The 22,680-nt window shown below is 41.7% G+C and carries 20 protein-coding genes and 1 other RNA gene; 2 read left to right on the plus strand and 19 right to left on the minus strand.

Annotated features, from left to right (window positions below; all coding sequences use genetic code 11):
* Positions 1-266 precede the first annotated feature (266 nt).
* Positions 267-467, minus strand: coding sequence for a hypothetical protein (locus VB118_05710; GenBank protein MEA4832095.1), 201 nt, complete (start codon positions 465-467; stop codon positions 267-269).
* 134 nt (positions 468-601) lie between these two features.
* On the opposite strand from VB118_05710, the gene VB118_05715 reads away from it, so the two are divergent.
* A complete protein-coding gene (locus VB118_05715; protein ID MEA4832096.1) occupies positions 602-1,237 on the plus strand; it encodes a hypothetical protein in 636 nt (211 codons plus the stop codon).
* Positions 1,238-1,291: 54 nt separating this feature from the next.
* Positions 1,292-2,425: a GGDEF domain-containing protein gene (locus tag VB118_05720; GenBank protein MEA4832097.1), complete on the plus strand. Its 1,134-nt coding sequence runs from the start codon at positions 1,292-1,294 to the stop codon at positions 2,423-2,425.
* A 59-nt stretch (positions 2,426-2,484) separates the two neighbouring features.
* Here VB118_05720 and VB118_05725 read toward each other — a convergent pair whose 3' ends face one another.
* The 18 genes from VB118_05725 to carB form a co-directional block, all read right to left on the minus strand.
* Positions 2,485-3,684 carry an L-serine ammonia-lyase, iron-sulfur-dependent, subunit alpha gene (locus tag VB118_05725; GenBank protein ID MEA4832098.1) on the minus strand — a complete coding sequence of 400 codons (1,200 nt, stop codon included), beginning with the start codon at positions 3,682-3,684 and terminating at the stop codon, positions 2,485-2,487.
* A gap of 116 nt (positions 3,685-3,800) precedes the next feature.
* Positions 3,801-4,832, minus strand: coding sequence for a carbohydrate kinase family protein (locus VB118_05730; protein ID MEA4832099.1), 1,032 nt, complete (start codon positions 4,830-4,832; stop codon positions 3,801-3,803).
* A gap of 41 nt (positions 4,833-4,873) precedes the next feature.
* Positions 4,874-6,130 (minus strand): U32 family peptidase, encoded by a 1,257-nt coding sequence (locus tag VB118_05735; GenBank protein ID MEA4832100.1) that lies wholly within the window; start codon positions 6,128-6,130, stop codon positions 4,874-4,876.
* Positions 6,127-7,551 (minus strand): aminopeptidase, encoded by a 1,425-nt coding sequence (locus VB118_05740; GenBank protein MEA4832101.1) that lies wholly within the window; start codon positions 7,549-7,551, stop codon positions 6,127-6,129. The genes VB118_05735 and VB118_05740 overlap by 4 nt, the downstream gene beginning before the upstream one ends.
* The gene (locus VB118_05745; GenBank protein ID MEA4832102.1) at positions 7,535-8,173 is read right to left on the minus strand and encodes a lytic transglycosylase domain-containing protein; all 639 of its coding nucleotides are present in this window, start codon (positions 8,171-8,173) and stop codon (positions 7,535-7,537) included. The genes VB118_05740 and VB118_05745 overlap by 17 nt, the downstream gene beginning before the upstream one ends.
* Positions 8,157-8,780 (minus strand): dephospho-CoA kinase, encoded by a 624-nt coding sequence (gene coaE / locus VB118_05750; protein ID MEA4832103.1) that lies wholly within the window; start codon positions 8,778-8,780, stop codon positions 8,157-8,159. Before coaE ends, VB118_05745 begins: the two co-directional genes overlap by 17 nt.
* A 40-nt stretch (positions 8,781-8,820) precedes the next feature.
* Positions 8,821-9,882, minus strand: a complete 1,062-nt coding sequence (locus tag VB118_05755) for an L-threonylcarbamoyladenylate synthase (protein MEA4832104.1) — start codon at positions 9,880-9,882, stop codon at positions 8,821-8,823.
* A gap of 79 nt (positions 9,883-9,961) precedes the next feature.
* Positions 9,962-11,059 (minus strand): peptide chain release factor 1, encoded by a 1,098-nt coding sequence (gene prfA / locus VB118_05760; protein MEA4832105.1) that lies wholly within the window; start codon positions 11,057-11,059, stop codon positions 9,962-9,964.
* Complete coding sequence (locus VB118_05765; GenBank protein ID MEA4832106.1) at positions 11,056-11,244, minus strand: DUF951 domain-containing protein; 189 nt, start codon at positions 11,242-11,244, stop codon at positions 11,056-11,058. The genes prfA and VB118_05765 overlap by 4 nt, the downstream gene beginning before the upstream one ends.
* Before the next feature lie 151 nt (positions 11,245-11,395).
* Positions 11,396-11,677, minus strand: a complete 282-nt coding sequence (locus tag VB118_05770) for a hypothetical protein (GenBank protein ID MEA4832107.1) — start codon at positions 11,675-11,677, stop codon at positions 11,396-11,398.
* A gap of 37 nt (positions 11,678-11,714) precedes the next feature.
* Positions 11,715-11,969 carry an IreB family regulatory phosphoprotein gene (locus tag VB118_05775; protein ID MEA4832108.1) on the minus strand — a complete coding sequence of 85 codons (255 nt, stop codon included), beginning with the start codon at positions 11,967-11,969 and terminating at the stop codon, positions 11,715-11,717.
* A gap of 108 nt (positions 11,970-12,077) precedes the next feature.
* An RNA gene (rnpB, locus tag VB118_05780) (RNase P RNA component class A) lies at positions 12,078-12,462 on the minus strand.
* Positions 12,463-12,559: 97 nt separating this feature from the next.
* The gene (locus VB118_05785) at positions 12,560-14,617 is read right to left on the minus strand and encodes an FtsX-like permease family protein (GenBank protein MEA4832109.1); all 2,058 of its coding nucleotides are present in this window, start codon (positions 14,615-14,617) and stop codon (positions 12,560-12,562) included.
* A complete protein-coding gene (locus VB118_05790; GenBank protein ID MEA4832110.1) occupies positions 14,617-15,381 on the minus strand; it encodes an ABC transporter ATP-binding protein in 765 nt (254 codons plus the stop codon). Before VB118_05790 ends, VB118_05785 begins: the two co-directional genes overlap by 1 nt.
* 89 nt (positions 15,382-15,470) lie before the next feature.
* Positions 15,471-16,580 (minus strand): sensor histidine kinase, encoded by a 1,110-nt coding sequence (locus VB118_05795; GenBank protein ID MEA4832111.1) that lies wholly within the window; start codon positions 16,578-16,580, stop codon positions 15,471-15,473.
* Entirely contained in the window at positions 16,577-17,263 is a 687-nt protein-coding gene (locus VB118_05800) for a response regulator transcription factor (protein MEA4832112.1), read from the minus strand. Before VB118_05800 ends, VB118_05795 begins: the two co-directional genes overlap by 4 nt.
* 40 nt (positions 17,264-17,303) lie before the next feature.
* Complete coding sequence (locus tag VB118_05805) at positions 17,304-19,478, minus strand: beta-galactosidase trimerization domain-containing protein (protein MEA4832113.1); 2,175 nt, start codon at positions 19,476-19,478, stop codon at positions 17,304-17,306.
* Between the two features lie 18 nt (positions 19,479-19,496).
* Positions 19,497-22,679 (minus strand): carbamoyl-phosphate synthase large subunit, encoded by a 3,183-nt coding sequence (gene carB, locus VB118_05810; protein ID MEA4832114.1) that lies wholly within the window; start codon positions 22,677-22,679, stop codon positions 19,497-19,499.
* Position 22,680: the final 1 nt, after the last annotated feature.

A 22,680-nucleotide genomic window follows, 5' to 3' on the forward strand; every position in this document is an offset into this window, starting at 1 on the left:
AATACCAACATGCTTATATACGTTAATATTCCGGTATTTGTATTTATTATTATTTTTTTAGGTTCGTTAAATGATGTCAACAAAACCCTTGCGTATTATCGTACTTTTATTTTTTCAATGATACTGTTCCTGATTATTTATTTTATGCAGCGAACAATACGTAGGCAATCCGAAGTTTTTAATTGCTATTATACAGGTGAATTCAATACATATTTAAATTCTGTTAATTTCGAAGCTGTTTATGCTCGAGTATCTGCGATATCAGGTTATCTGGGGCTGGCTGTATTGATCGCATATCCTACATATTTTTTTGTGTATCTTCCATCCAAATATATCGCAATATTAAACGGTACAGGTATAATTTTCGCCGAATCTCCTTTTTTTCCGGATATAGCAACAATTGTTTTTTCATCTATAGCGGTGATAATGGGGATAGTGCTTAAAATTCCCCAAGTTAAAGCTTTCATGAAAAACATTTACTTATGTAAATTTAAATCTGACTATAGTACCGATAAATCGCCTTACAGATCTTTTATATCTTGACATTAATGTCCATTTGATGTAATATATATAATATAATCGTAATAGAAAGGTCATAATTATGAAAAAGCTGAAGCAGTATTCAATATCATTGCTCGTTATGCTGATAATTAACCTTATTTCTTATTATTTTCCATTTATACTAACCTCTTCTTACACACAGATTTCAACTCTCATCGGCGGCAACAGAGACGCCACAAATATCATGGGTATAAATATAATATCATCGTTTGCCTTCTGCATTATACTTTCTGTCATATATATATTCTTCGAAAAAAATAAATTATCAGAAGACAGCGCTGACGGCATTTCAAAAGAATCAATAAAAAACTACGCAATAACAAATGCCATATCTTATATAATAATTTCGCTTCCTGTCAGTATTTATTTTCTTATTCTCGGTGTCTCAAATGTTTATAATAATTCATTGTCAGAGTTGGCGTCGCAAAAATTTGCCGGTCAGTATGAAAACGGCTTCCTAATAAACTTTTTTTCGCCGCAGTTGGCTTTTTTCAGACTCACGAGAAATTTTTTAGCAGGTTTTTTCTTAAATTTAATCATATATTTAGGCATTACAACTTTATTTATATTTTACAATAAAAAAGCTTCTTCAAATAAAAACGACGGAGGGAGCAACAAGGCGTCAAAACAAAAAAAGCCTCCCCGTGAAGAAAAAGAACGCGATATCGAATTTTAATCAATTATTATCGAAGCAAACAATGTAACAATACCTATTTATGGAAGTGACGAAATGGATATTTCAAGGCTGTTAAAAAAAGATGCTCCTGATCCCGATATGTCCTCAAAATCAGAAATATATCTTGCATCTCTGAATATCAAGCGTATTTTGTCCCTTTCTAAGCTGGTATTTATTTATCTTGTCTGCTGTTTTGCTTTGCCAAGTATCAGATTCGATATACACTCTCCGATATTTATCTCTCTTTGTGTTTCCGCATTTTTATCAGCAATAGCCGCGATTTCAATACATTTGCTATATAAAAAAGAAATGCCTCCACACAAATCGATTGGTATTTACAGATCATATTGGCTGTTTCTGCTGCTTTCATTATCTCCGCTTTTTATTCGTGACACGATTTGTTCTGACTTGCCATTCAATACTCTTCTCTTCTTCTGCTTGGCAATAATTGTCCCTGTTTTTTCGGTAAAAGATCTCAAGGCGCTTTATTTATTCTTTACCATTTTTACGACAGCGGTAAGCGCTTTTTTCAGCAGTAATATTTTAAATATCGTTTTTATATTTGCTATCGCAATGATTTCATTCTTTGTTTCGTTTTACCTTCATAGTGAATATACCGACATTGTCACACGTCTGCGTGTCGAAAGCGATACTGATATTCTCACAGGGCTATTTAACAACCGATCAGGACTCGAGAAAATGAGATCAACTCTTGCGATATGCCGGCGTATAGGTCAGCCATGCGCGGCATATATGATCGGAATTGACTATTTTAAAAATTATACCGATGTTTTCGGACATCTGAAAGGCGACGAAGCTCTTGCCATGATATCCCAGTGCTTATCTGATCTTTTCGGGCGTGAAACTGATGTCATCTGCCGCTATTCAGAAGATGTTTTTGCTGTGCTGGTTATTTCAAAATCACGCGTCGCCGCGACAGAGCACGCCACCCGGGTTTTGAAACGAATTGAAGGATTAGATATAAAATCCGATATTGAATCCACCCCGGTTTCTGTCTCTCAACACTTAACCGTAAGCATCGGAATTTCAATGTACTGGCCCGATATACATCCGGAGCTCACCGAATCGACGCTTGACAAGCTGCTCGCCTCCGCTTCGTCTCAACTGGATAAAGCCCGGGAAAACGGGCGGAACAGGGTTTGTTCTACGGAAGGAAGCTCGTTTTAATAAAAAATACAACTAAAAACCGGTGCGCCATTTTCGGCGCACCGGTTTTTGTACGGACTTCATTTATACAGCTTCGCAAGCCCTCCGTCAGAGGTTTCGCGATATCGTGACGGCATATCCTTACCTGTTTCATACATGGTTTTTACAATAAAATCAAATGATATCTTTCTTGTAAATGTCAGAAAATTTGCCAGTGTCACGGCGTTAATGGCACGCATTGCCGCGACGGCATTTCGTTCTATGCACGGGATTTGGACGAGACCGCATATCGGATCACAGGTAAGACCAAGATGATGCTCAAGCGCGACCTCTGCCGCGTATTCAATCTGGTCTATTCCCATATTGAAAAGCTCGGCAAGGGCGGCAGCCGCCATTGAACATGCACATCCAACTTCTGCTTGACAGCCGCACTCCGCTCCGCTTATTGAAGCGTTTTCTTTAACTACGTTTCCTATTATTCCTGCAACGGCAAGCGCGTTTATTATTTTTTCGTCATGAAAGCCTCTTTCATCATTCATGTACTTTAAAACAGCGGGAACAACTCCGCATGAACCGCAGGTCGGAGCCGTAACAACCGTTCCTCCTCCGGCATTCTGTTCACTTGCCGCAAAAGCGTATGAGCATACTATACGAGTCTGGTATGTCGAATCGCTTTCGTCCATGTGCCGTTGATTATATAAAAAATTTGCTTTTCTTTCTACATTGAGTCCGCCTGGTAAAACCCCTTTAGATGACAGTCCATCCAGCATACAGCGCTGCATAGTATTCCATATTTCCGCAAGATAATTAAAAATACCGTCTCCTTCGCGAAGGCGTACATATTCGCTTATCCTGATGTTGTTATTTCTGCATACCTCGGCAATTTCAGCGAACGAATTTTCAGGATATACATCAATATGCGGCGGTTCTTTCTCTCCTTCTATCATTATATCGCCTCCGCCGATGCTCATTACACGGATATGGGCGGATTCAATTCCGTACTTATATGCGATCAAATCCATAGTATTTTCATGCGGCAATACTATTGAATCGTCTTTATTAAAAATAACCTCGCACTTTTTCGGCTCAAATGTGCTTATTAATACCCTGTCTGTACCATGCCCTTTTCCGGTTTTCGCCAAAGATCCGTAAAGGATAGCTTTAAAGCTGTCAGCATCCGGATTCTGTAAAATAAACTGCTTTGCCGCCTTTTCCGGTCCCATTGTATGCGAGCTGGACGGTCCGGAGCCAATTTTATATAATTCTCTTATGGAATGCATTTTCGAATTCCTCTAATTAGTTTTATCATTTTTGTAAACATACATAAAACTTTCGCCGCGACAGAATATTGCGGGCTGCCACGGCAAAATAATATTATAAGATAATATAAAGCTGCTCAGCAATATTCATCCGGCTTTACATCCGCATAAAGCGCGTCAAGCTTCATCATTTCAGTAAAATCACGCATACCGTCTATTGAATTTTTTTGAGAAAGATTTGCGCCTGCGGCGGCATTTGCAACTCTCAACGAGTAGTCCGGATTAAATTCTCTGTATAACGAATAAAGCATTCCCGCGCAAAACGCGTCTCCGGCACCGACTTTTCCCTTTATATATCCTTTAGGTAAATAAAGTGAATCGCGATAAAAAACTGTTCCGCCTTTTTTCGAATACCAACCGCCTTCAGGCGCGTGAACACAAACCGTATCGGAAACACCCAGCGAGAACATCTTTTCTATTACACGTTTTACCTCTGAATCGATTATTTTTCTGTCGGCTCCTCTAATTGATATGCCTGTTGTTTGAGCAGCCTCAATTTCATTGATTATAAGGTAGTCGCAATATTTAAGACAAGGGGGAACAAGAATGTCAAATCTGTCGCTGTTTTCGCTGACTACATCCATGCTTGTCTTCATTCCAGCTTTTTGTGCATATGCCAAAGCACGCGCAAAAACCGTACCGAATTCGCTGTCCGGATCTGAAATATCAAATTTATCGAGAAGCAGAGCGTATCCAAGATGGAATATATCGGCGTTTATCTGATCAAAGGGTATATCATCAATGCAAAATTCCGCATTAGCACCACGCGCGTGGAAAAACGTGCGTTCGTTCTGCGAAAGAGATGTCATAACATCAGTAAATGATGTAGTCGTAGCAGATGTCTTTTTTATAAGTGAAGTATCAATTCCGCAGCTTTCAAGCATCTTGAGTATATAATTTCCGTCTGCGTCTGCCCCGATTCTGCCTATGCACTTTAACGGCACAGAACGATCAATTATTGCCAGATCGCAAATCGTGTTGCCCGCGCAGCCTCCTATTGAATCGGATACTTCCCTTATATTTGTCAGCATTCCCATTGCAGGATAACTGTCAATCATTTTAACATGATCAACTATCAGGTTTCCGGCTATTGCAATACCCTTTTTCATATTAATGGCTATACCTTTCTAAACAATACTTTTATATAGCTTCAGCACTGTGCCGCTCTTATTATATCTCCCGTTTTTGGCGTGAACGGGAAATCATCGGGAAAACGTACGCTGTATTTCATCTGAGGATGAGGAGAGGCATCTATTATACATCCTTCAGAATCTCTCATTTCACCGGCAATGAATCTTACCCCGGTTTTCCCGGGAGTTAAAAGCTCCGCGGGAAAACCAGAATACATTTTATTCTTTTGCGTGCAAAAAGCGGTGTGAGTTTCAGGATCAAATCTGTCTATTGTAGCCAGAAAGCTGCTTTCTCTAATATAACCGGGCTTATCCGCAAGCTGTGAATTCAAATAAGGATGATCAAAAAAATAACCAGTACAATACTCTCTGTGTGAAACTCCATCCAATTCCAGCGCGAGCGCATCAATATCCGCAGGCTGTGATGAATTATGTGCGTCTATAGCTATATGGTAGGCATTTGCCGTGACAGCAGCATAATACGCACTCTTCATCCTTCCTTCGATTTTGAAGCAATCAATACCTGAATCGCATAACTCATCAATATGTCTTATAAGATTCATATCCTTTGATCCGAAAAGATATGTCCCTTCGCGATGGACTTCACCAGTGAGTATGTCATCAGGCCGCTTTTCCTCAGCAAAATTGTAAATCCATCTGCACGGCTGAGCGCATTTTCCACGATTGGCATCTCTGTCTACGTAATATTCGGACAGCAAGCACCTTCCCGATATTGACACACACATAGCTCCGTGGATAAAAACTTCAAGCTCAAGAGTTTCAGGAACATTATCACGTATACGCTTTATTTCATCAAGCGTCAGCTCACGTGCGAGTACAATTCGCTTTGCTCCCATTTCATGCCATATCCGACAGGATTCGCTGTTGACAACCGCTCCCTGGGTTGAAATGTGTATATCCGTTTCCGGCAGAAGCCTCCGGCAAAGAGCGAACACACCCAAATCAGCCACAATAACCGCGTCGGGCTTTATTTCTCTAAGAAAATTCAGAAACTCCTTAAGCTTGTGAAATTCATCATCTCTGGGCAGTGTATTAACGGTTATATAAAAACGCTTTCCTGATGATCTTACATATTTTGACGCTTCAATCAGCTCGTCATTTGTAAAATTTCCGGCCGCGGAGCGCATACCGAATTCTTCCCCGGCAAGGTAAACCGCGTCTGCTCCGTAAGAAAGCGCAAACGTGAGCTTTTCAAAATTCCCCGCCGGAGAAAGCAACTCGGGCTTTTTATTTACAGGTTTATTTTCTTTTGTCATGCCTTGAGAAATGCATCAAATGCCCGGAATGCTGAATATATATCTATTTTTGAAATTACTTCATACGGGGCGTGCATTGAAAGCACCGGAACGCCGACATCGACAACATCAATATTGAACTTTGCAACATACTGCGCAACGGTCCCGCCGCCGCCTTGATCGACTTTGCCGAGTTCAGCTGTCTGCCATATAACGCCGGCACTATTCAATATATTCCTGATCTTGCCCATAAATTCAGCAGACGCGTCAGAGGTTCCGCTCTTCCCGCGGGAGCCTGTATACTTTGTTACGACAACACCGCAGTTTATCATTGCGCTGTTTTGCTTTTCAAAGCAATCCGCAAATTTGGGATCATAGCACGCGTTTACGTCGGCGGAAAGGCATGTGCTGTTTGAGAACATTTTACGCGGATTGGCTTTTTGTGAATTGCAGAGCTCTGACATGAAATCCGCCATATAGTTCGTATTAAGCCCTGTGTTTCCGACGCTGCCGATTTCTTCTTTATCGGTCAAAACAGCCATGCAGGTATATTCGGGATCGCTCACTCCGAGGATTGCTTCAAGAGCAGGATAAGCACAAACTCTGTCGTCATGCCCGTAAGAGCCGATAAGACTGCGGTCAAAGCCAACATCCTTTGCTTTATCCGCGGGAACGAGCGTCAGCTCTGAGGACAGAAAATCCTCTTCCTTAATTCCATATTTTTCATTTAGAAGCTTTAATACCGCGAGCTTGATTCTGTCGCTTGCGGTTTTGTCTTGTATCGGATAAGTGCCTATAATCGCATTGAGAGATTCTCCCGGGATCGCGGTTCCGAGCGGCTTCGCGCTCTGATCCGCGCCAAGATGCGGAAGCAAATCGGAAATATAAAACACCGGATCGGATTCGTCCTCGCCGACTTTTACGTCGATTGCACAGCCCTTTTCGTTTATTACTGTTCCATGCAATGCCAGAGGGATCGTAGGCCATTGATATTTTTTTATACCACCGTAATAATGTGTTTTGAAAAAAGCAAAACCGCCCTCTTCAAACATTGGATTGGGTTTCAAATCAAGTCTCGGAGAATCAATATGCGCTGCGAGAATACGGATTCCGCAGTCTACTTTCTTTTTGCCGATCACGGCGAGAATTATGGCCTTGTTTCTGTTGATATAAAAAACTTTTTCTCCGGCGGCATATTCGGCGCCGTATTCAAATCTCTTGAATCCGCATTCTATGGCGCGATTGGCGGCTGCTCTTACTGCTTCTCTTTCGGTTTTCGCTCCGTCAAGAAAAAGCTTGTACCCCTCGGCAAAGTCTAACACTTTTTCGATTTCATTGTCATTTAGTGTCTCTGCACCGTTTTTGATATTATAGCAAAGCGCTTCTTTTAAAATTTCGCCCTGCTTTTTTTCGCCTGTGCTTTTTTCATCTGTTGTCATCATAATCGTTCCATCCTTTCGAAGCGTATGTAGATTTATATAATTCCTTATATTGATTTATACGCGATAAATAAGCTTTTGTTTCTTTTATGGGTATATCGGTCAGCTTTCCATCTTTTGAATAACGGTCGTCGGAAAGCCAGCTTAATACTCTGCCCTGCCCCGCATTATAAGCGGCATGTACAATATCCCAGCTGCCGAATTGCGCGTACAGACGAGATAAAAACATCGTGCCGTATTTAATGTTCGTATCAGGATCGTACAGCTTTTGGGGGTCGCAGTCCTCGCCTGTAAATTCGCAGAGCCATTCAAATGTTGACGGCATTATCTGCATTAGCCCTATTGCTCCAGCCCTTGATACGGCATCCGGATTAAAGGAGCTTTCGCATTTAATTACTGAATATATAGTGTAAGCAGGAATCGAATATTCCTCGCTGTATTTATTTATATTTTCCTCATACATAAGCGGAAGCATTATTTCCTCCGGCTTGTATGAAATCACAATATATACGATAACCGCGGCCGCTCCCGTAACCGCAACAGCCAGGATAGCTAAAATTGTTCTAATACCGGTATGGTTGTTTTTGTTTTTCCGACGTGAAGAAAGCTTATTTTTTGAGCTCATTATCTGTTATACCTTTATATATGCCTGCCGCTCTTTTTTTTAGCACATCAATCCCGGAATCGTTGATTATTGTAATATCGCAAAGCTTTTCAAGCTCACTATCACTTAACTGCTTGCTGAGCCGCATTTCAGCCTGATCTTCGGTCAGGCAATCCCTTAGAATTATTCTCTTGATTTTCAATGGCAGCGGCGAAACGACACATACGGTAACATCGCATTTTTTATCGAAGCCGCTTTCAAATAATAACGGAGCATCGACAACGAACGTGTCATTCCCCTCGTCACGTGCTTTGTTTATAGTGTTGACGACTTCATTCAATACCGCGGCATGAGTGATTTCATTAAGTTTTTTTCTCTTTTCATCATCGGCGAATATTAGTCTTCTCACAGCAGCTCTGTCAAGAGAGCCGTCAGATGATATCATTCCTCCGCCAAAAGCTCTTGAAACAGCCGCTGTGCATTCAGAAGGATTTCCATCGGGATTTCCTGAGGTCAGTTCCGCATATATCATGTCACAATCGGCGACAACAGCGCCCATAGCTTTCCAAACACCGGCAACTGTTGATTTTCCCGAGCCTGAAGATCCGCACAGCCCAATTACAACCATAAAATATGCCCTTTGCCTTTCGTCAGGAATCCTTTTGCATTTATAACAGGTCAGCGTTTACGGTATCAAACCCGCATGCTTTTAAAAGCCTGTTAAACACCGCAAGTCCAAGACCGGTGTCATCAGGATATCTCGTGTATATAACACTGACAGGCTTCAAATCAAATTCTCTTAAGCGCTCAAAAAGCTGTGCGGCCTGCGCGTTTTTATCATTCTTCGCACCGAACGATATTGCGTTTTCAGAAGACGGTAAAATAAGTTTGTCCTCATCATAACACAATATTCCGGCTCCGTTCAATAGCTTTTCTTTAAAATATGACAGTATTTTCTCTTCTCTGCCTTTGACAGCAATAATTTGTGCTTTGGGCGCATAATGACGGTATTTCATACCCGGTGCGAGCGGTCTCTGACCGTCCGGAAGCTTTCCCCTAACTGCGGGGTCCGCTTCAATATCCGGGCATAGCTCCTTCAATTCCTCAAAGGTCACTCCGCCGGGTCTCAGCAGTTTTGTTTTTCCGGCTAATAAACTTATTACGGTGGATTCCAGACCGATATCCGTATCTCCGCCGTCAATAATCATCGGTATTTTTCCGTTCATGTCGGTAAATACATGTTCCGCGCGCGTTGGGCTCGGCTTTCCGGACAAGTTTGCAGACGGAGCTGCTATCGATACACCGGAAGCAATAATCAGCTCATTCGCCGTTTTATTTGACGGGCATCTTATTGCAACACTTCTCATCCCGGCTGTCACTATATCCGGCACAATATCCTTCTTTGGCAGAATTACTGTGAGCGGCCCCGGCATAAAACGCTTGACAAGGGAATTTAATCTTTCTTCACAGCCTGTATATGAGGATGTATACGCATACTTTTTTATTTCGTCGGGGAAAGCGATGTGTACAATAAGCGGATTATCCTGAGGACGTCCTTTTGCTTCGAATATTTTCGCGACGGCGTCGGTATCCAAAGCATTTGCGCCAAGTCCGTATACTGTTTCTGTCGGAAATGCGACCAGCCCGCCGTTTTTTATTATTTCCGCCGCCTCAGGCAGAGATTTTGAATAATAATCGGGTGACGATATCTTTGCGATAACGGTATTCATATATGATTATGCCTTTCAATTTCGCTACTATGCTCAAACCGCAAGAAAGCCTGACACTATCATAATTTGTTTTTATATGTCATTCCTGCGTATTTTCGGCAGCAAGCATATTCGCATGTTCATAACTGATCAAGGCGTCAATCAATATGTCAAGCTTTCCGTTTAATATATTTTCAAGATCATAAAGCGTCAAGCCAATGCGGTGATCGGTGACGCGTCTCTGCGGATAGTTATATGTTCTGATTCTTTCGCTGCGGTCGCCGGTGCCAATTTGATTTTTCCGCTGTGATGCTATGGATTCATCGCGCTTACGACGTTCGGCCTCATATAGCTTTGATCGCAGAACCTTCATCGCCTTTTCTTTGTTTTTATACTGGCTGCGTTCGTCCTGGCATTCGACAACTATCCCCGTCGGCTTGTGAATTATTCTTATCGCGGAATCAGTTTTGTTTATATGCTGACCACCTGCGCCTGTGGCCCGGTGCGCTTCTATTTCAAGATCGGCAGGATTAATTTCTATCTCGACATTTTCGGCTTCGGGAAGCACCGCGACGGTCACGGTAGATGTGTGAATTCTTCCCTGAGCTTCAGTTTCCGGAACTCTCTGCACACGGTGGACACCGCTTTCGTATTTTAGGCGTGAATATGCTCCGTCACCTGTTATCAAAAACGAAACTTCCTTAAAACCGCCCAGCTCAGTTTCATTCGCGTTGACCAGCTCCAAACGCCATCCGACGCTTTCGGCATACATACTGTACATACGATACAGCACATATGAAAACAGAGCCGCCTCATTACCTCCCGCGCCTCCGCGTATTTCAATTATTACGTTTTTATCATCGTCGGGATCCTTTGGCAGTAAAAGAAGCTTTATTTCATTTATTGTATTATTTATTTTTTCTTCAGATGATGATATTTCTTCCTCACAAAGAATTCTCATATCTTCATCAGGTTTTTCATCAAGCAGAGCACGGGCATTTTTCAAGTCGATCTGCGCGGCACTGAGCTTTCTGTATGATTCTACTATCGGAAAAAGCGTATTCCGTTCTTTCATTAGCTTTTTATATTCCGCTGTATTTGAAGCGATTTCCACGTTTGAAAGCCGGTCTTCAATTGTTGTGAATTTTTTTTCAATTATATCAAGTTTCGCGGTCAGACGCGTATCATTGTTAATCATTTTATATTATGTCCGTTGATTTTTCTGATTTGCTTCTCAAGCTTTATTCTTTCAAGCGTTATTTCACGGCCGCATTCGGCGCATTTTATTTTTATATCGCTTCCGATACGCATTACTGAAAAGCATTTGCTGCCGCACGGATGCGCCTTTTTTAATTCGAGAATGTCCGAAACATTAATTATCATACACCTGTCGCTCCGCTAAAAAAACCCCGCGGCAAGCAAAATGCAGCCGCAATCACTTGCGCCGGCAATTCGCGCCGCGGCGAAATCATTTTTTTCGTTATTTATATCATATTTAAAATATATTTTTCTGCTTTATTTGCTTTAATTACGTTTAATCCTGCTTTTTAAGCTCTCTGTCAAGCCAGCTCGCGCCGATATCAAGCGCCTTAAAGAGACCGCTTTGCTGAGTTTGTTTTATGAGAGAACCGGTTTTTGTGTCAATCATGCCAACGAGAATCAGCTCGGGAATTTCATATCCTTTGTAATTTTCGGTTGTTAGTATATTAAGCGTCAACACTGCGCGTTCTTTAGGATTTCCGTAACATAAAACCATATCACTGCGTAAAAGCGGGTGACCTTTATATGTCATGAATTCTGTTATTCTTTCCGCCATTTGTTTTCCTCCTGTTTAGTATTTAAGGCGAGGACGATTATTTAAGATAATTGATAAGCAACTGACGCAAAAGTTCATCACGGTCAATTTTACTGATGAGACTTCTTGCGTTTTTATGATTCGTAATGTATGTGGGATCTTCGGAGAGGATGTACCCTACGATCTGGTTGATCGGATCATATCCTTTTTCAACCAGCGCGGCATATACAGCGCTTATTATTTCTTTTGTAATCTTGTCTTTGTCTCTTTGAAGAGAAAACGTGATCGTCTTCCCGCCGCCATTATCTGTCATTTTGATCCTCCCGGTTTTTCGTACACTGTCCCTTATAATGTGATTATAACACATAATTTTGCGGATTTCAATACAAATAATGCCTATCCGGGAAGTATACTAAAAATTAATGCAACCGTGCGCGTAAGCCGGGTTCTGTTCCCGCGTGAATACGCGAGCCGCGATCATCTGTCTTGAATGCGTGTTGCCACGCATTTCATGCCACCTTCGGAGCCGTCAGGCGAACGTGCGCCATATCGGTTTCCCGATATGACGCTGCTCCATATACGGTGTTGCTTCGGATAGGGTTTACAGGGCATATCCGTCTCCGGTATGCCGGTGAGCTCTTACCTCGCCTTTCCATCCTTACCCGCGAAAGCGGGCGGTATATCTCTGTTGCACTTTCCCGGAAGTCACCTTCGGCGGGTGTTACCCGTTATCCTGCCTTTTGAAGCCCGGACTTTCCTCACGCGGATTGCTTTCGTCCTCCGCGCGCGACCGCGCGTCACGGTTGCAATTTTATATTATATAACCATTTCGTCTTTTTGTCAATAATAATTAAAATGGCAAAATATTACGTTGTCATTGTCACATACCAAAAAACTTTTATATTACACACTCTGTCTTGTCTGCGGAGCCTTCAAAGCAACGATTTTATAATATGTCTTTGCTGTCATAGCATATACAAAAACATAAAGCAAAGCAAATATGGCGAAAGTAACAACAGTGCAAATAAGAAACAGGTTTACATTTGTCAAATTTAGAACCATAAGCAGACGGGTTATCATTTTAAACGCAAATATGATATGCACGGCAGCAGTTAATAATGGCAGGAAGAACACGGTAAGCACCTGAGATTGTATTGTTGACCGCACTTCCTCTCGGCTCATTCCGACTTTCTGCATAATTTCAAATCTGTCCTTATCGTCATAGCCTTCCGATATCTGTTTGTAATACATAATCATTGCGGTGGCAGCCGCAAAAAGAAGCCCCAAAAACATACCCATGAAGAACAATGCGCCGTATACCGACATAAAATCCGCTTTATTGTCATCAGCACATGATATATAATCATACGTATTTTCCGGTATAACACCATTATTAATATAAGCGCTTAAATCAGAGCAATATTTGCTTTGTGTTTCACCGGAAGAACCGGAATCAAAGTTATAACAGTAACTATAATTCAATTCATTTTCCGCTTGATCTGTTTCATCATTGATTTCACTATTTTGTCCTATAATTTTTTCCATATCCGAAGCCGAAAGCACAATTATGCACCTGTTTCTGTCAACCGCATTGTAAGACTCTGCGAGTGAAAATTTATCAGAACACTCTTTAAGTATGAATTCATTGTTTCCAAGCCATATTTTGTCATATTTTAACGTAAAATCAGCCGAATAGCATATAGCCTCGCCCGGAGACAAAACAGTATTGCCGGATGAGATTCTGTTATATTCTGTATCAGATATGAATTTAGCATCAATTGCTTCTTCGGTTTTATTCTGTCTGTTTTTAAAAAAGAACTTGTTCCCTTCGTCCAGAAAAATTCTCGCGGGTAAATATTTATAATATTCAGCATTCGAAATACTGATATTTTCTTCGGAGGCAAGCTTTTCAACAGCGCCTTTTATAGACGAAACATCAAATTCATCCGGCAGCGAAGATACCTTTATCATTATATTGCGCGGATAAATACTTCTTATTGAATCTTCCATTCCGCTATATAAACACACGGTCGTAGATACGGTAACAAGCACCATAGTAGATAAAATACATATTCCCGCAAGTCCTACTGCATTTTGCTTCATGCGGTAGATCATACCTGACACCGACATAAAGTTTCCTGACTTATAATAAAACTTCTTATTAGACCGTAAAAGCTTCAATACCGCGATACTTCCCGCAATAAACAAGCAATAGGTTCCGATTATCACAAGCAAAACAGCCACAAAAAACAAAAGCAATGCTTCGAGAGGCTTTTCTGTAACAATAGCTATATAATACCCTGTTCCCAAAGACAACAAACCGATAAGAGTTAGAATTATTTTAGTCTTCGGTTCTTTTTCACCTGTTTTTGTACCTCTTAAAAGCTCCATGGGGTTGGACAATCCGATTCTTCTGAGGTTGTCAAGCAAGCTTAACGTATATATAACGATAAACAGAATGCATGTAAGCTTTACGCCGTACAGCGATATGGAAAATCCGAAATATATATCATAGCCTATCAGATTAATTAGCAGAACAACGCATAGCTTTGAAAACAGTATTCCGATAAATAACCCGGCCGAAATGCTTATAAATGAAGAAATAACTCCCTCAATCGTCATCATAAGCGCAATCTGCTTTTTTTCCATGCCGAGCACGTTTAACAGACCTATTTCATTTTTTCTTCTCTTTATTAAAAAGCTGTTTATATAAAACAAAATAATTGTCGAGAAAATGCCGATTATCACCATGCCAAGCCTCATAAGCATTATTACTTGCTCTGAGCCATGCATATTTTTCAACGCGGAATTGTCCGTAATGAAACACATTATATAGAACATCGCAACAATGCCTGCGCCGCAGAGTATATAAGGCAGGTAAAATCGGATATTGCGTCTGATATTGGATGAAGCAAGCGCAGAATAAAACATACCGCGTTTGGTTTTTGCTTTTTCTCCCATTATTTCCTCGCCTCCCCGCCGCCAAGCACAGAAATTGTATCATATATTTTCTGAATCATTTCTTCGGGCTTCCGTCCCGCTCTATAAAGCTGATGAAAAACCTCTCCGTCGCGCAGAAATAATACTCTGCCGGCTCTGCTTGCGGCTTTAACGCTGTGAGTGACCATAAGTATTGTCTGACCGGAAATGTTTATTTCTTCAAAAAGCTTTAACAGCTCATCACTGGTTCTGGAGTCGAGAGCGCCGGTTGGTTCGTCAGCAAGAAGCATTTTAGGATTTGTTATAAGAGCGCGCCCAATAGCACAACGTTGTTTCTGCCCTCCTGATACTTCATATGGAAATTTATCAAGAAACTGCTGTATTTCAAGACGCTTTGCTAACGGCTCAAGTCGTGCCGACATCTCCTCATATGACTTGCGGGCGAGCACCAGAGGTAAAAAAATGTTGTCCCTTATTGAAAATGTATCGAGCAAATTAAAATCCTGAAAAACGAATCCAAGGTTTTCTCGGCGAAACACGGACAGTTCTTTATCGCTGATCTCAGACAGCTTTTTGCCGTCGAGGATAATATCACCTGACGTCGGTCTGTCCAATGAAGCAATGAGATTCAGCAATGTCGTTTTACCACTTCCTGATTCGCCCATTATCGCAACAAATTCTCCGTTTTCCACAGAAAAGCTTGTACCGCATAAAGCGACGGTTTTTGCCGCGCCAAAACGGGATGAATAAATTTTACGTACATTTGATACTTCAAGTATTGACATATATATCTCCTTCTTGTTATTACGCAAAAATTATAGCACGCTTCATATGACGCGTGCCATTTCATTAGCTTACAAATTCCATTATAAACTTACATTTTTGTAACCTGAGACTCTGAAAACCTTATTTCGAAGCAAGTCCCTTTACCGACTTCGGAAGAAACATATATACCGTGAGACAGCTTTTTAAGAACTTTTTTGCATAAAAACAAACCGATTCCGGTGGATTTGTTTTCGGCGCGTCCATTAAAGCCGGTATATCCGCACTCGAATATACGCGGCAGATCAGAAGCGGCTATTCCGATTCCTGTATCTGAAATGAATATAGACCGCTTTGAAGTATATATGCATATTTTCCCCCCCGGAGTATATTTTATCGCGTTTGAAATAAGTTGCTCAATAACGAAGGTCAGCCATTTTTCATCGGTGACAGCGTGAAGACTCGTTCCATCATATGAAAGAGATATTTTTGCGCGAATGACGGAACGAGCGTATTTTCTCAACGCGCGGCATATAAGCTCGTCAATATCATACTCGTTCAAAACAAGATCTCCGGAAATACTCTCGCTTCGAAGGTACTGGAGCACCATTTCGGCATATTGCTCGGTTCTGAATAGCTGCTCTTTCATTTCGTCATTATAAGAAGCATCTCCGGTATCGCAAACATCGTTATTTATAATGTTAACGTTTTCACTTTTTTTATTTCTTTCGCTTTCATCTTCATCTTCACCTTCACTTTCATCAATCGAGCGGGTTTCTTCCCTTGCCTGCGTCAAAAGTCTCATCGCGGCAAGCGGTGTTTTAATTTGATGAGCCCATAAAGTATAGTATTCACGCATATCGGTCAGCTTTGTCTCGGCGTCCGATTCAGCTCGTGATTTTGCTTTAAAAAGCTCTTCGCATATTGTTGCGTAATCGGCTTCAATCAAATTGGACGGCTCTGGCATATTATCAATCGAAAAGCATGCTCGGCACGCTATTTCGGAAAGATCATTATGTTTTTTCCGAAATCTGAAGTATCCGACAGCAGCAATAGAAAACATAAGTGTAAGACAAAGCGCCGAGGCATATAATACAGCCTCGGTCGGAAGTGTGTAGAGCGAAAACACGGCAGCAAATACTCCGGCAAACACGGTAAAGAGAATAATGCTCTTTATATGATACCTTAGATACCGAATAATAATGTGCGTTTCTTTTTTCATTTATCGTTTTCTATTATATATCCCGATCCCTTTCTTGTTTTTATCAACTCCGGCTCATTCGGAAGATGCTCCGACAGTTTTTTTCGTAAACGGTTTATATTTACGGTCAGAGTATTGTCATCTATAAAGCTGTCCGTCTCCCATAATTTTGCTATCAGATCCGATCTTGATACAGTGCGTCCCTTATTCTCCATCAATACCGAAAGAATTCTGAATTCATTTTTTGTCAGTTCAACTCTATCCTTTCCGATTAAAAGAGAAGCCGAACCGGTATCAAGAACAGCGCCGCCGGCTTCAATCAAATGAGTACCTACGGAAAATGAATACGCGCGGCGTAAAACAGCATTCACCTTTGCGGCAAGGACATCCAGATCAAAGGGCTTAGATATGAAATCGTCTCCGCCCATGTTTATGGCAGTCACGATGTTCATATTGTCAGACGCAGACGATATGAATATAATTGGGATTTTCGATACTGAACGAATTCTGGAGCACCAGTAAAAGCCGTTATAGAACGGAAGGTATATATCCATAAGGATAAGCGACGGCACACATTCGCAAAACTCTTCAAATACGTGCGTAAAATCTTTCGCGCATACTGTTTCGTTTCCCCAGGAGCTTAGCATTTTTGATATAACCGAGGAAATTGTGGGATCATCTTCGACTATAAAAATTTTATACATCAGTTCAAATCAATATATTCGAGTATAAATAATACGCAGGTCATTCAAGAGCTATCAGCGCATAGCCTGAGAATATACCCTCAGGAATCGTAACCGTGACTTTATTTCCGGACAAAGAAAACAGAACCGACTGTTTTTCACCGCGTGCAATTTCAGGTGAAATAAGATATGCATTTTTTATAGTTTTATCAGTTTTCACCGACAGGCAAAGCTTTTTATTCTTTATAGCGGATTCGCCTCCGATTACAAAATCGGGTATGACATCCAGATGCGTTATCGGCGCTCCGTCAACCTTTGATAGAGTATTTCCGACGTTGATTATATGTGTCAGTATGGTTTTTCGATCTGCCGAGTCAAAACAGGAAAGCTTGTATTTTTCATCGTCGATTTCCATTATCGGCGAAGGTATCAAATAATCCAATATGCTTCCTATGGTGGAACGCATAATATTCACGGTGTATTTCTGAGCGGAAGACGTGCCTATATGGCTGCTTCTTTCAGCCCCCGCGCTCATATGCGGCATTATTTCATTTGTCTTTGCTCCTACGAATACAATTCGTCCTTTACCAGTTTTTTCTGATGCTATGACCGTGCCGAAATCCGTAATTGCAATCGGATCGGAATTCTCATATGTGAGACAATATGTCATTTCACCAAGCATTTTACCGTTCATTTGCGCGGATGCGGCCGTTTCGTTTATAGGAATTATTTTTGTTTTATAGCCGAAGAGCTTTTGAATCTCCTCCGGTGATCTGTCAATTCCTTCGGTCGTCTTTTTTCCGCACAGATCTACGAGAACAAGCGTCCCGCCGTTATATGCGTAATCAGCAAAAGACTTGATTTCTTCTTCGGAAAGCATGAATACATGCGACAGAACAATGACCCTTTTTGCGGCCAGTTCTTTCGTTTCCGAATTTTCCAGTACAAAATCGCCGGACTTCTGCGTAAATATTCCAGATTGCAGCCAGGTATATATAGATAATGTCGATGAGCTTATCGGGTCCGCGATAAGATCGCGATTCTTTTTTGAGAAGAATACCGAATAATCACTTTTCTTTTTCTGATCGTAGAAATACTGCGGATATTTTTTTTCGATACCGCGGAGAAGCCCTTCATATTCAAGCATTTCCGGAACCATGTCAAACGAGCCGTTATATAATTGGCCCCAGCTTTGCGCGAGTGACCACGAAAAATATGAATTATACGGCTTCATATCATAAAACATTGACATAGACGGTATGCCGTTTTTGCTTGCGAAAGCATATCTGTGCGTTGCTTCGCAGTCGAACTCCGGCCAGGAATACTTGGTAATATATGAATAACAGTTCTCCTGAAACATGACATCCCACAGATCGCAGACATTGTCGAAAGGATATGCGGTCATGTTCTGAAGCACTTCCGATGATATGTAGTTCGGACGGAGAAGATTTAGGCCGAGAGAGCGGAAATGAGCTTGAACGTCCCTTTGCATACGTTCCGCGCTGTCGCGCCTGAATTTATCAAAAGCGACATAAACAGGATTGGAATAATCGCCAAAAAAGTTATTTTTCCATTCATCCGCGGATTCAGGCATAGAATATCCGGTTTGTTCTTTGAATAGTCTTCTGCATGTGGGGCATGTGCATGCGTTTCCGTTGTTATAGTATTGGATATCATCGGTCATAATACCGTCCGGATTCACAGCGTAAACGCTTTCAAGATATTTAAAATATATACGGCGATAATCCTCATTGTTATAGCAGAAGGTATGTGTTTTATACGGCGAAATTCCGAGTTCTCCCGTACTCCCGTCTATCTGCATCATACTCTGAACATTTACTCCGTCAATCTTGGAATCGTGAGTAACGAAATCAAACGCCTTTTTCCAGAAGTCCTTGACGCGCTTGTCATCCGGGTTTCCACGTTCCCAGTTGCGAGGAAGCTTTTCCGGAGCGGTCATACAATGGCAGAGGCTGCAGGAATGATGCTCGACAACCTTGATCCCGTATTTATGAAACGCGCGTATCAGCTTTCCGAGAGTATCATTAATAATATTCCAATACGGATAATAATCAAATCTGAAATGTACTTTGTTCCCTAACAATATTATGTTTGTACCGAGGTCCGACAAAGTTTTTGCATCCTTTTCAAAATCGCTTTCGGTATACTCCATAATCTGTTTGTCATCATAAACATACCACGTAATGCGGCTGTTCCAGGGTATATTTTTTGCCATATTTTCAATCCTCTTTGATCAAATAATTTTAGTTATATCGACTATATCGTATTCTTCAACATTTTTCTTTGTCTTAAGGCAGCTTTTTACCAAAGCGGAAGCGGTGTCGATGGCCGTCAGACACGGTATCGATCTCTCAACGGCTTTCATTCTTATCCTCGCATCGTCTTCCTGAGGCAGGCGCCCTTTATTAGATGTGCTGATTATATAATTAATTTTCCCTTTGTCAATCAATGTCATTATATTGGGTTCCGGCTCTCCTATTCTTCTGACAGAATTTGCCGCAACCATATGGGCATTGAGCGTCCTTGCCGTTCTCGCGGTCGCGTATAAAGAAAATCCCAAATCAGCAAATTTTTCCGCTATCGGGATAATTTCCTGTTTATCCTGATCTCTCACGGTTATAAGAACCCCACCGGAATGTTTGATTTTCAATCCCGCGGCCACAAGCCCTTTGTGCAGCGCTTCTTCAAAGGTAATAGCAATTCCGAGTGCTTCTCCGGTCGATTTCATATCGGGACCGAGAAGCGTATCTACATTGCGAAGCTTATCAAATGAAAAAACCGGCACCTTGACAGCTATATAATTGCCTTCCGGATAAAGCCCCGTACCGTATCCCAAAGCAGTAAGCTTTTGCCCGAGCGCACATTTCACCGCGAGCTCCACCATCGGAATTCCCGTGACCTTTCCGATATATGGTACTGTCCGAGAAGCGCGGAGATTCACTTTTATAACATAAACTTCATTATTATAAACCACGAATTGGATGTTTAAAAGTCCGACGGCTTTGAGTGCTGTCGCAAGCTTTTCGGTATAATCAGTAATTTCGCGCTTTATCCTTGAGGAAAGTGTTCTTGACGGATATACCGAAATGGAATCTCCGGAATGTATTCCGGCGCGTTCTATATGCTCCATTATTCCGGGAATAAGTATGTTTTCCCCGTCGCTTATCGCGTCGACCTCCGCTTCTTTTCCAGAAAGGTATTTATATATCAATAACGGATACAGCTGTTTATTAAGCTTTATATATTCGCGGATGTCATCGTCGTTATATGCGATTATTTTATTTTGAACTCCGTCAGCACAACTCGTCCGTACCAAAACCGGATATCCGAGATTGTCTGCCGCAGCCAATGCTTCATCCAGAGTAAATACGGATTGTACCGGCGGATGAGGTATTGAAAGCGAATCTAGGAGTTCATTTAATTTTTCTCTGTTTTCGGCTATTCCGATCATTTCCGGCGACGTACCGATAAACTTTACTCCCGCGTTTTTCAATTGCGCGGCAAGCTTGTCCGCCGTTCTGCCGCCAAACTGCGTCACAACTCCGTCGGGTTTTTCATGATTAATTATATTGATTATATCTTCGCGACACAGCGGTTCAAAATACAGTTTGTCGGCGGTGTCATAATCCGTCGAGACAGTTTCGGGATCGTCATTGACCATTATCGTTTCATATCCGGCCTTTTTTAATGTCCATACGCAATGAACGGAGCAATAATCAAACTCGATTCCCTGACCGATGCTGACAGGACCCGATCCCAATACCAAAATTTTCTTTTTGCCATTATTTGTGTCAAAGGAAGCTTCATTCTCACCATAAGCGACCGAATAATAATATGCGTCATGCGTATCAAATCCGGATGAGCACGCATTCACTGTCTTATATACAGGTTCAGATAAGAATTCTTCCGGTATATCGCCGGCAAAGGAACAGATCACAGAGTTTAAAAATCCCGTTTTGCGTGCTTTCTTATACAACTCCGCATCGAGTTTTCCGTTCTTAAGTTCTTCTTCTATTAAGATGATGTTTTTCATTTTATTTATGAAAAACTTATCTATCATTGTGGTCTTATTGATCTCATCTGCCGTTATCCCGCGTCGTAAGGCCTCAAAAATGACGAAGATCCTTTCATCATCGCAGCACGAAAGCCTGTTTATGAGCTCTTCGTCCGAAAGAAGCGAAATACGAGGCAGAAAGGGATATAAAACTTCAGGCTGCGCTCCTCTTATGGCTTTTAAAAGAGCACCCTCGAAAGAAACATCCAGCGCCATAACCTCTCCGGTCGATGTCATCTTGGTCCCGAGCGTCCTGTCGGCGGATGTAAACTTTTCGAACGGCCATTTCGGAAATTTCACAGCGCAGCGATCGAAAACCGGTTCAAAGCACGCAAATGCCTTTCCGGTTGACGGGTTTATTATTTCGTCAAGATTATATCCGATCGCAATTTTAGTATCAACACGTATAATTGGATAACCGCATGCCTTGCTGGCCAGTGCAGACGAACGTGAAGCGCCGGGATTTACCTCAATGACAGCGTATTCGAGGCTGTCCGTTCTAAGTGCAAATTGAATATTGCAGCTGCCCTTTATGCCGAGCGATGAGATGATATTCAGCGAAGCCGTATTGAGCATGGAGTATTCTTCAGTTCCTAGCGTCTGTGCGGGAACTGTTACGATTGAGTCGCCTGTATGGACGCCGACAGGATCGACATTTTCCATGCTGCATACGGTTATTGCATTTCCGGCCGCGTCACGCATGACTTCAAATTCGATTTCTTTCCATCCGGAGATATACTTTTCAATAAGAAATTCTTTAACACCGTTGACCGAAAATGCATTTTCAATTATTTCACTAAGTTCATCTTCTTCATGGGCCGTTTCGCCGAAAGTCCCCTCGAAAGCGGACACTGAACGTAGAATAACCGGATAACCTATATCGGACGCAAACCGGAAAGCATCCTCTTTTGTACTGACAACAGCCGAATGAACACACGGCTGATCAATGCTTTTCATTACGTCTTTGAATTTTCGCCTGTCCTCTGCAAGAAGAATAATATCTTTGCTTGTTCCGAGAAGACTGATTCCCTTTTCTGATAAAAATCCGCTCTCCTCAAGCATGGCGGTAAGCTTAAGTGCAGTTTTGCCCCCGAGTGTACCGAGAATACTATCCGGTTCTTCTTTTTCTATTATTTTTTTAATTACTTCGACCGTAAGCGGCTCTATATAAACACAGTCTGCGATGCTGCTGTCGGTCATAATTGCGGCAGGATCGGAATTTATCAATACAATACGGCATCCTTCTTCACGCAGCACCCTGCAGGCCTGAGTTACAGCATAATCAAATTCCGCCGCCTGTCCGATGACGCTCGGTCCAGGGCCAATGACAAGAATTTTTTTTATATTTTTATTTCTGGGCATA

The sequence above is a fragment of the Oscillospiraceae bacterium genome (genome assembly GCA_034925865.1).
Taxonomy (GTDB): Bacteria; Bacillota; Clostridia; order Oscillospirales; family SIG627; genus SIG704.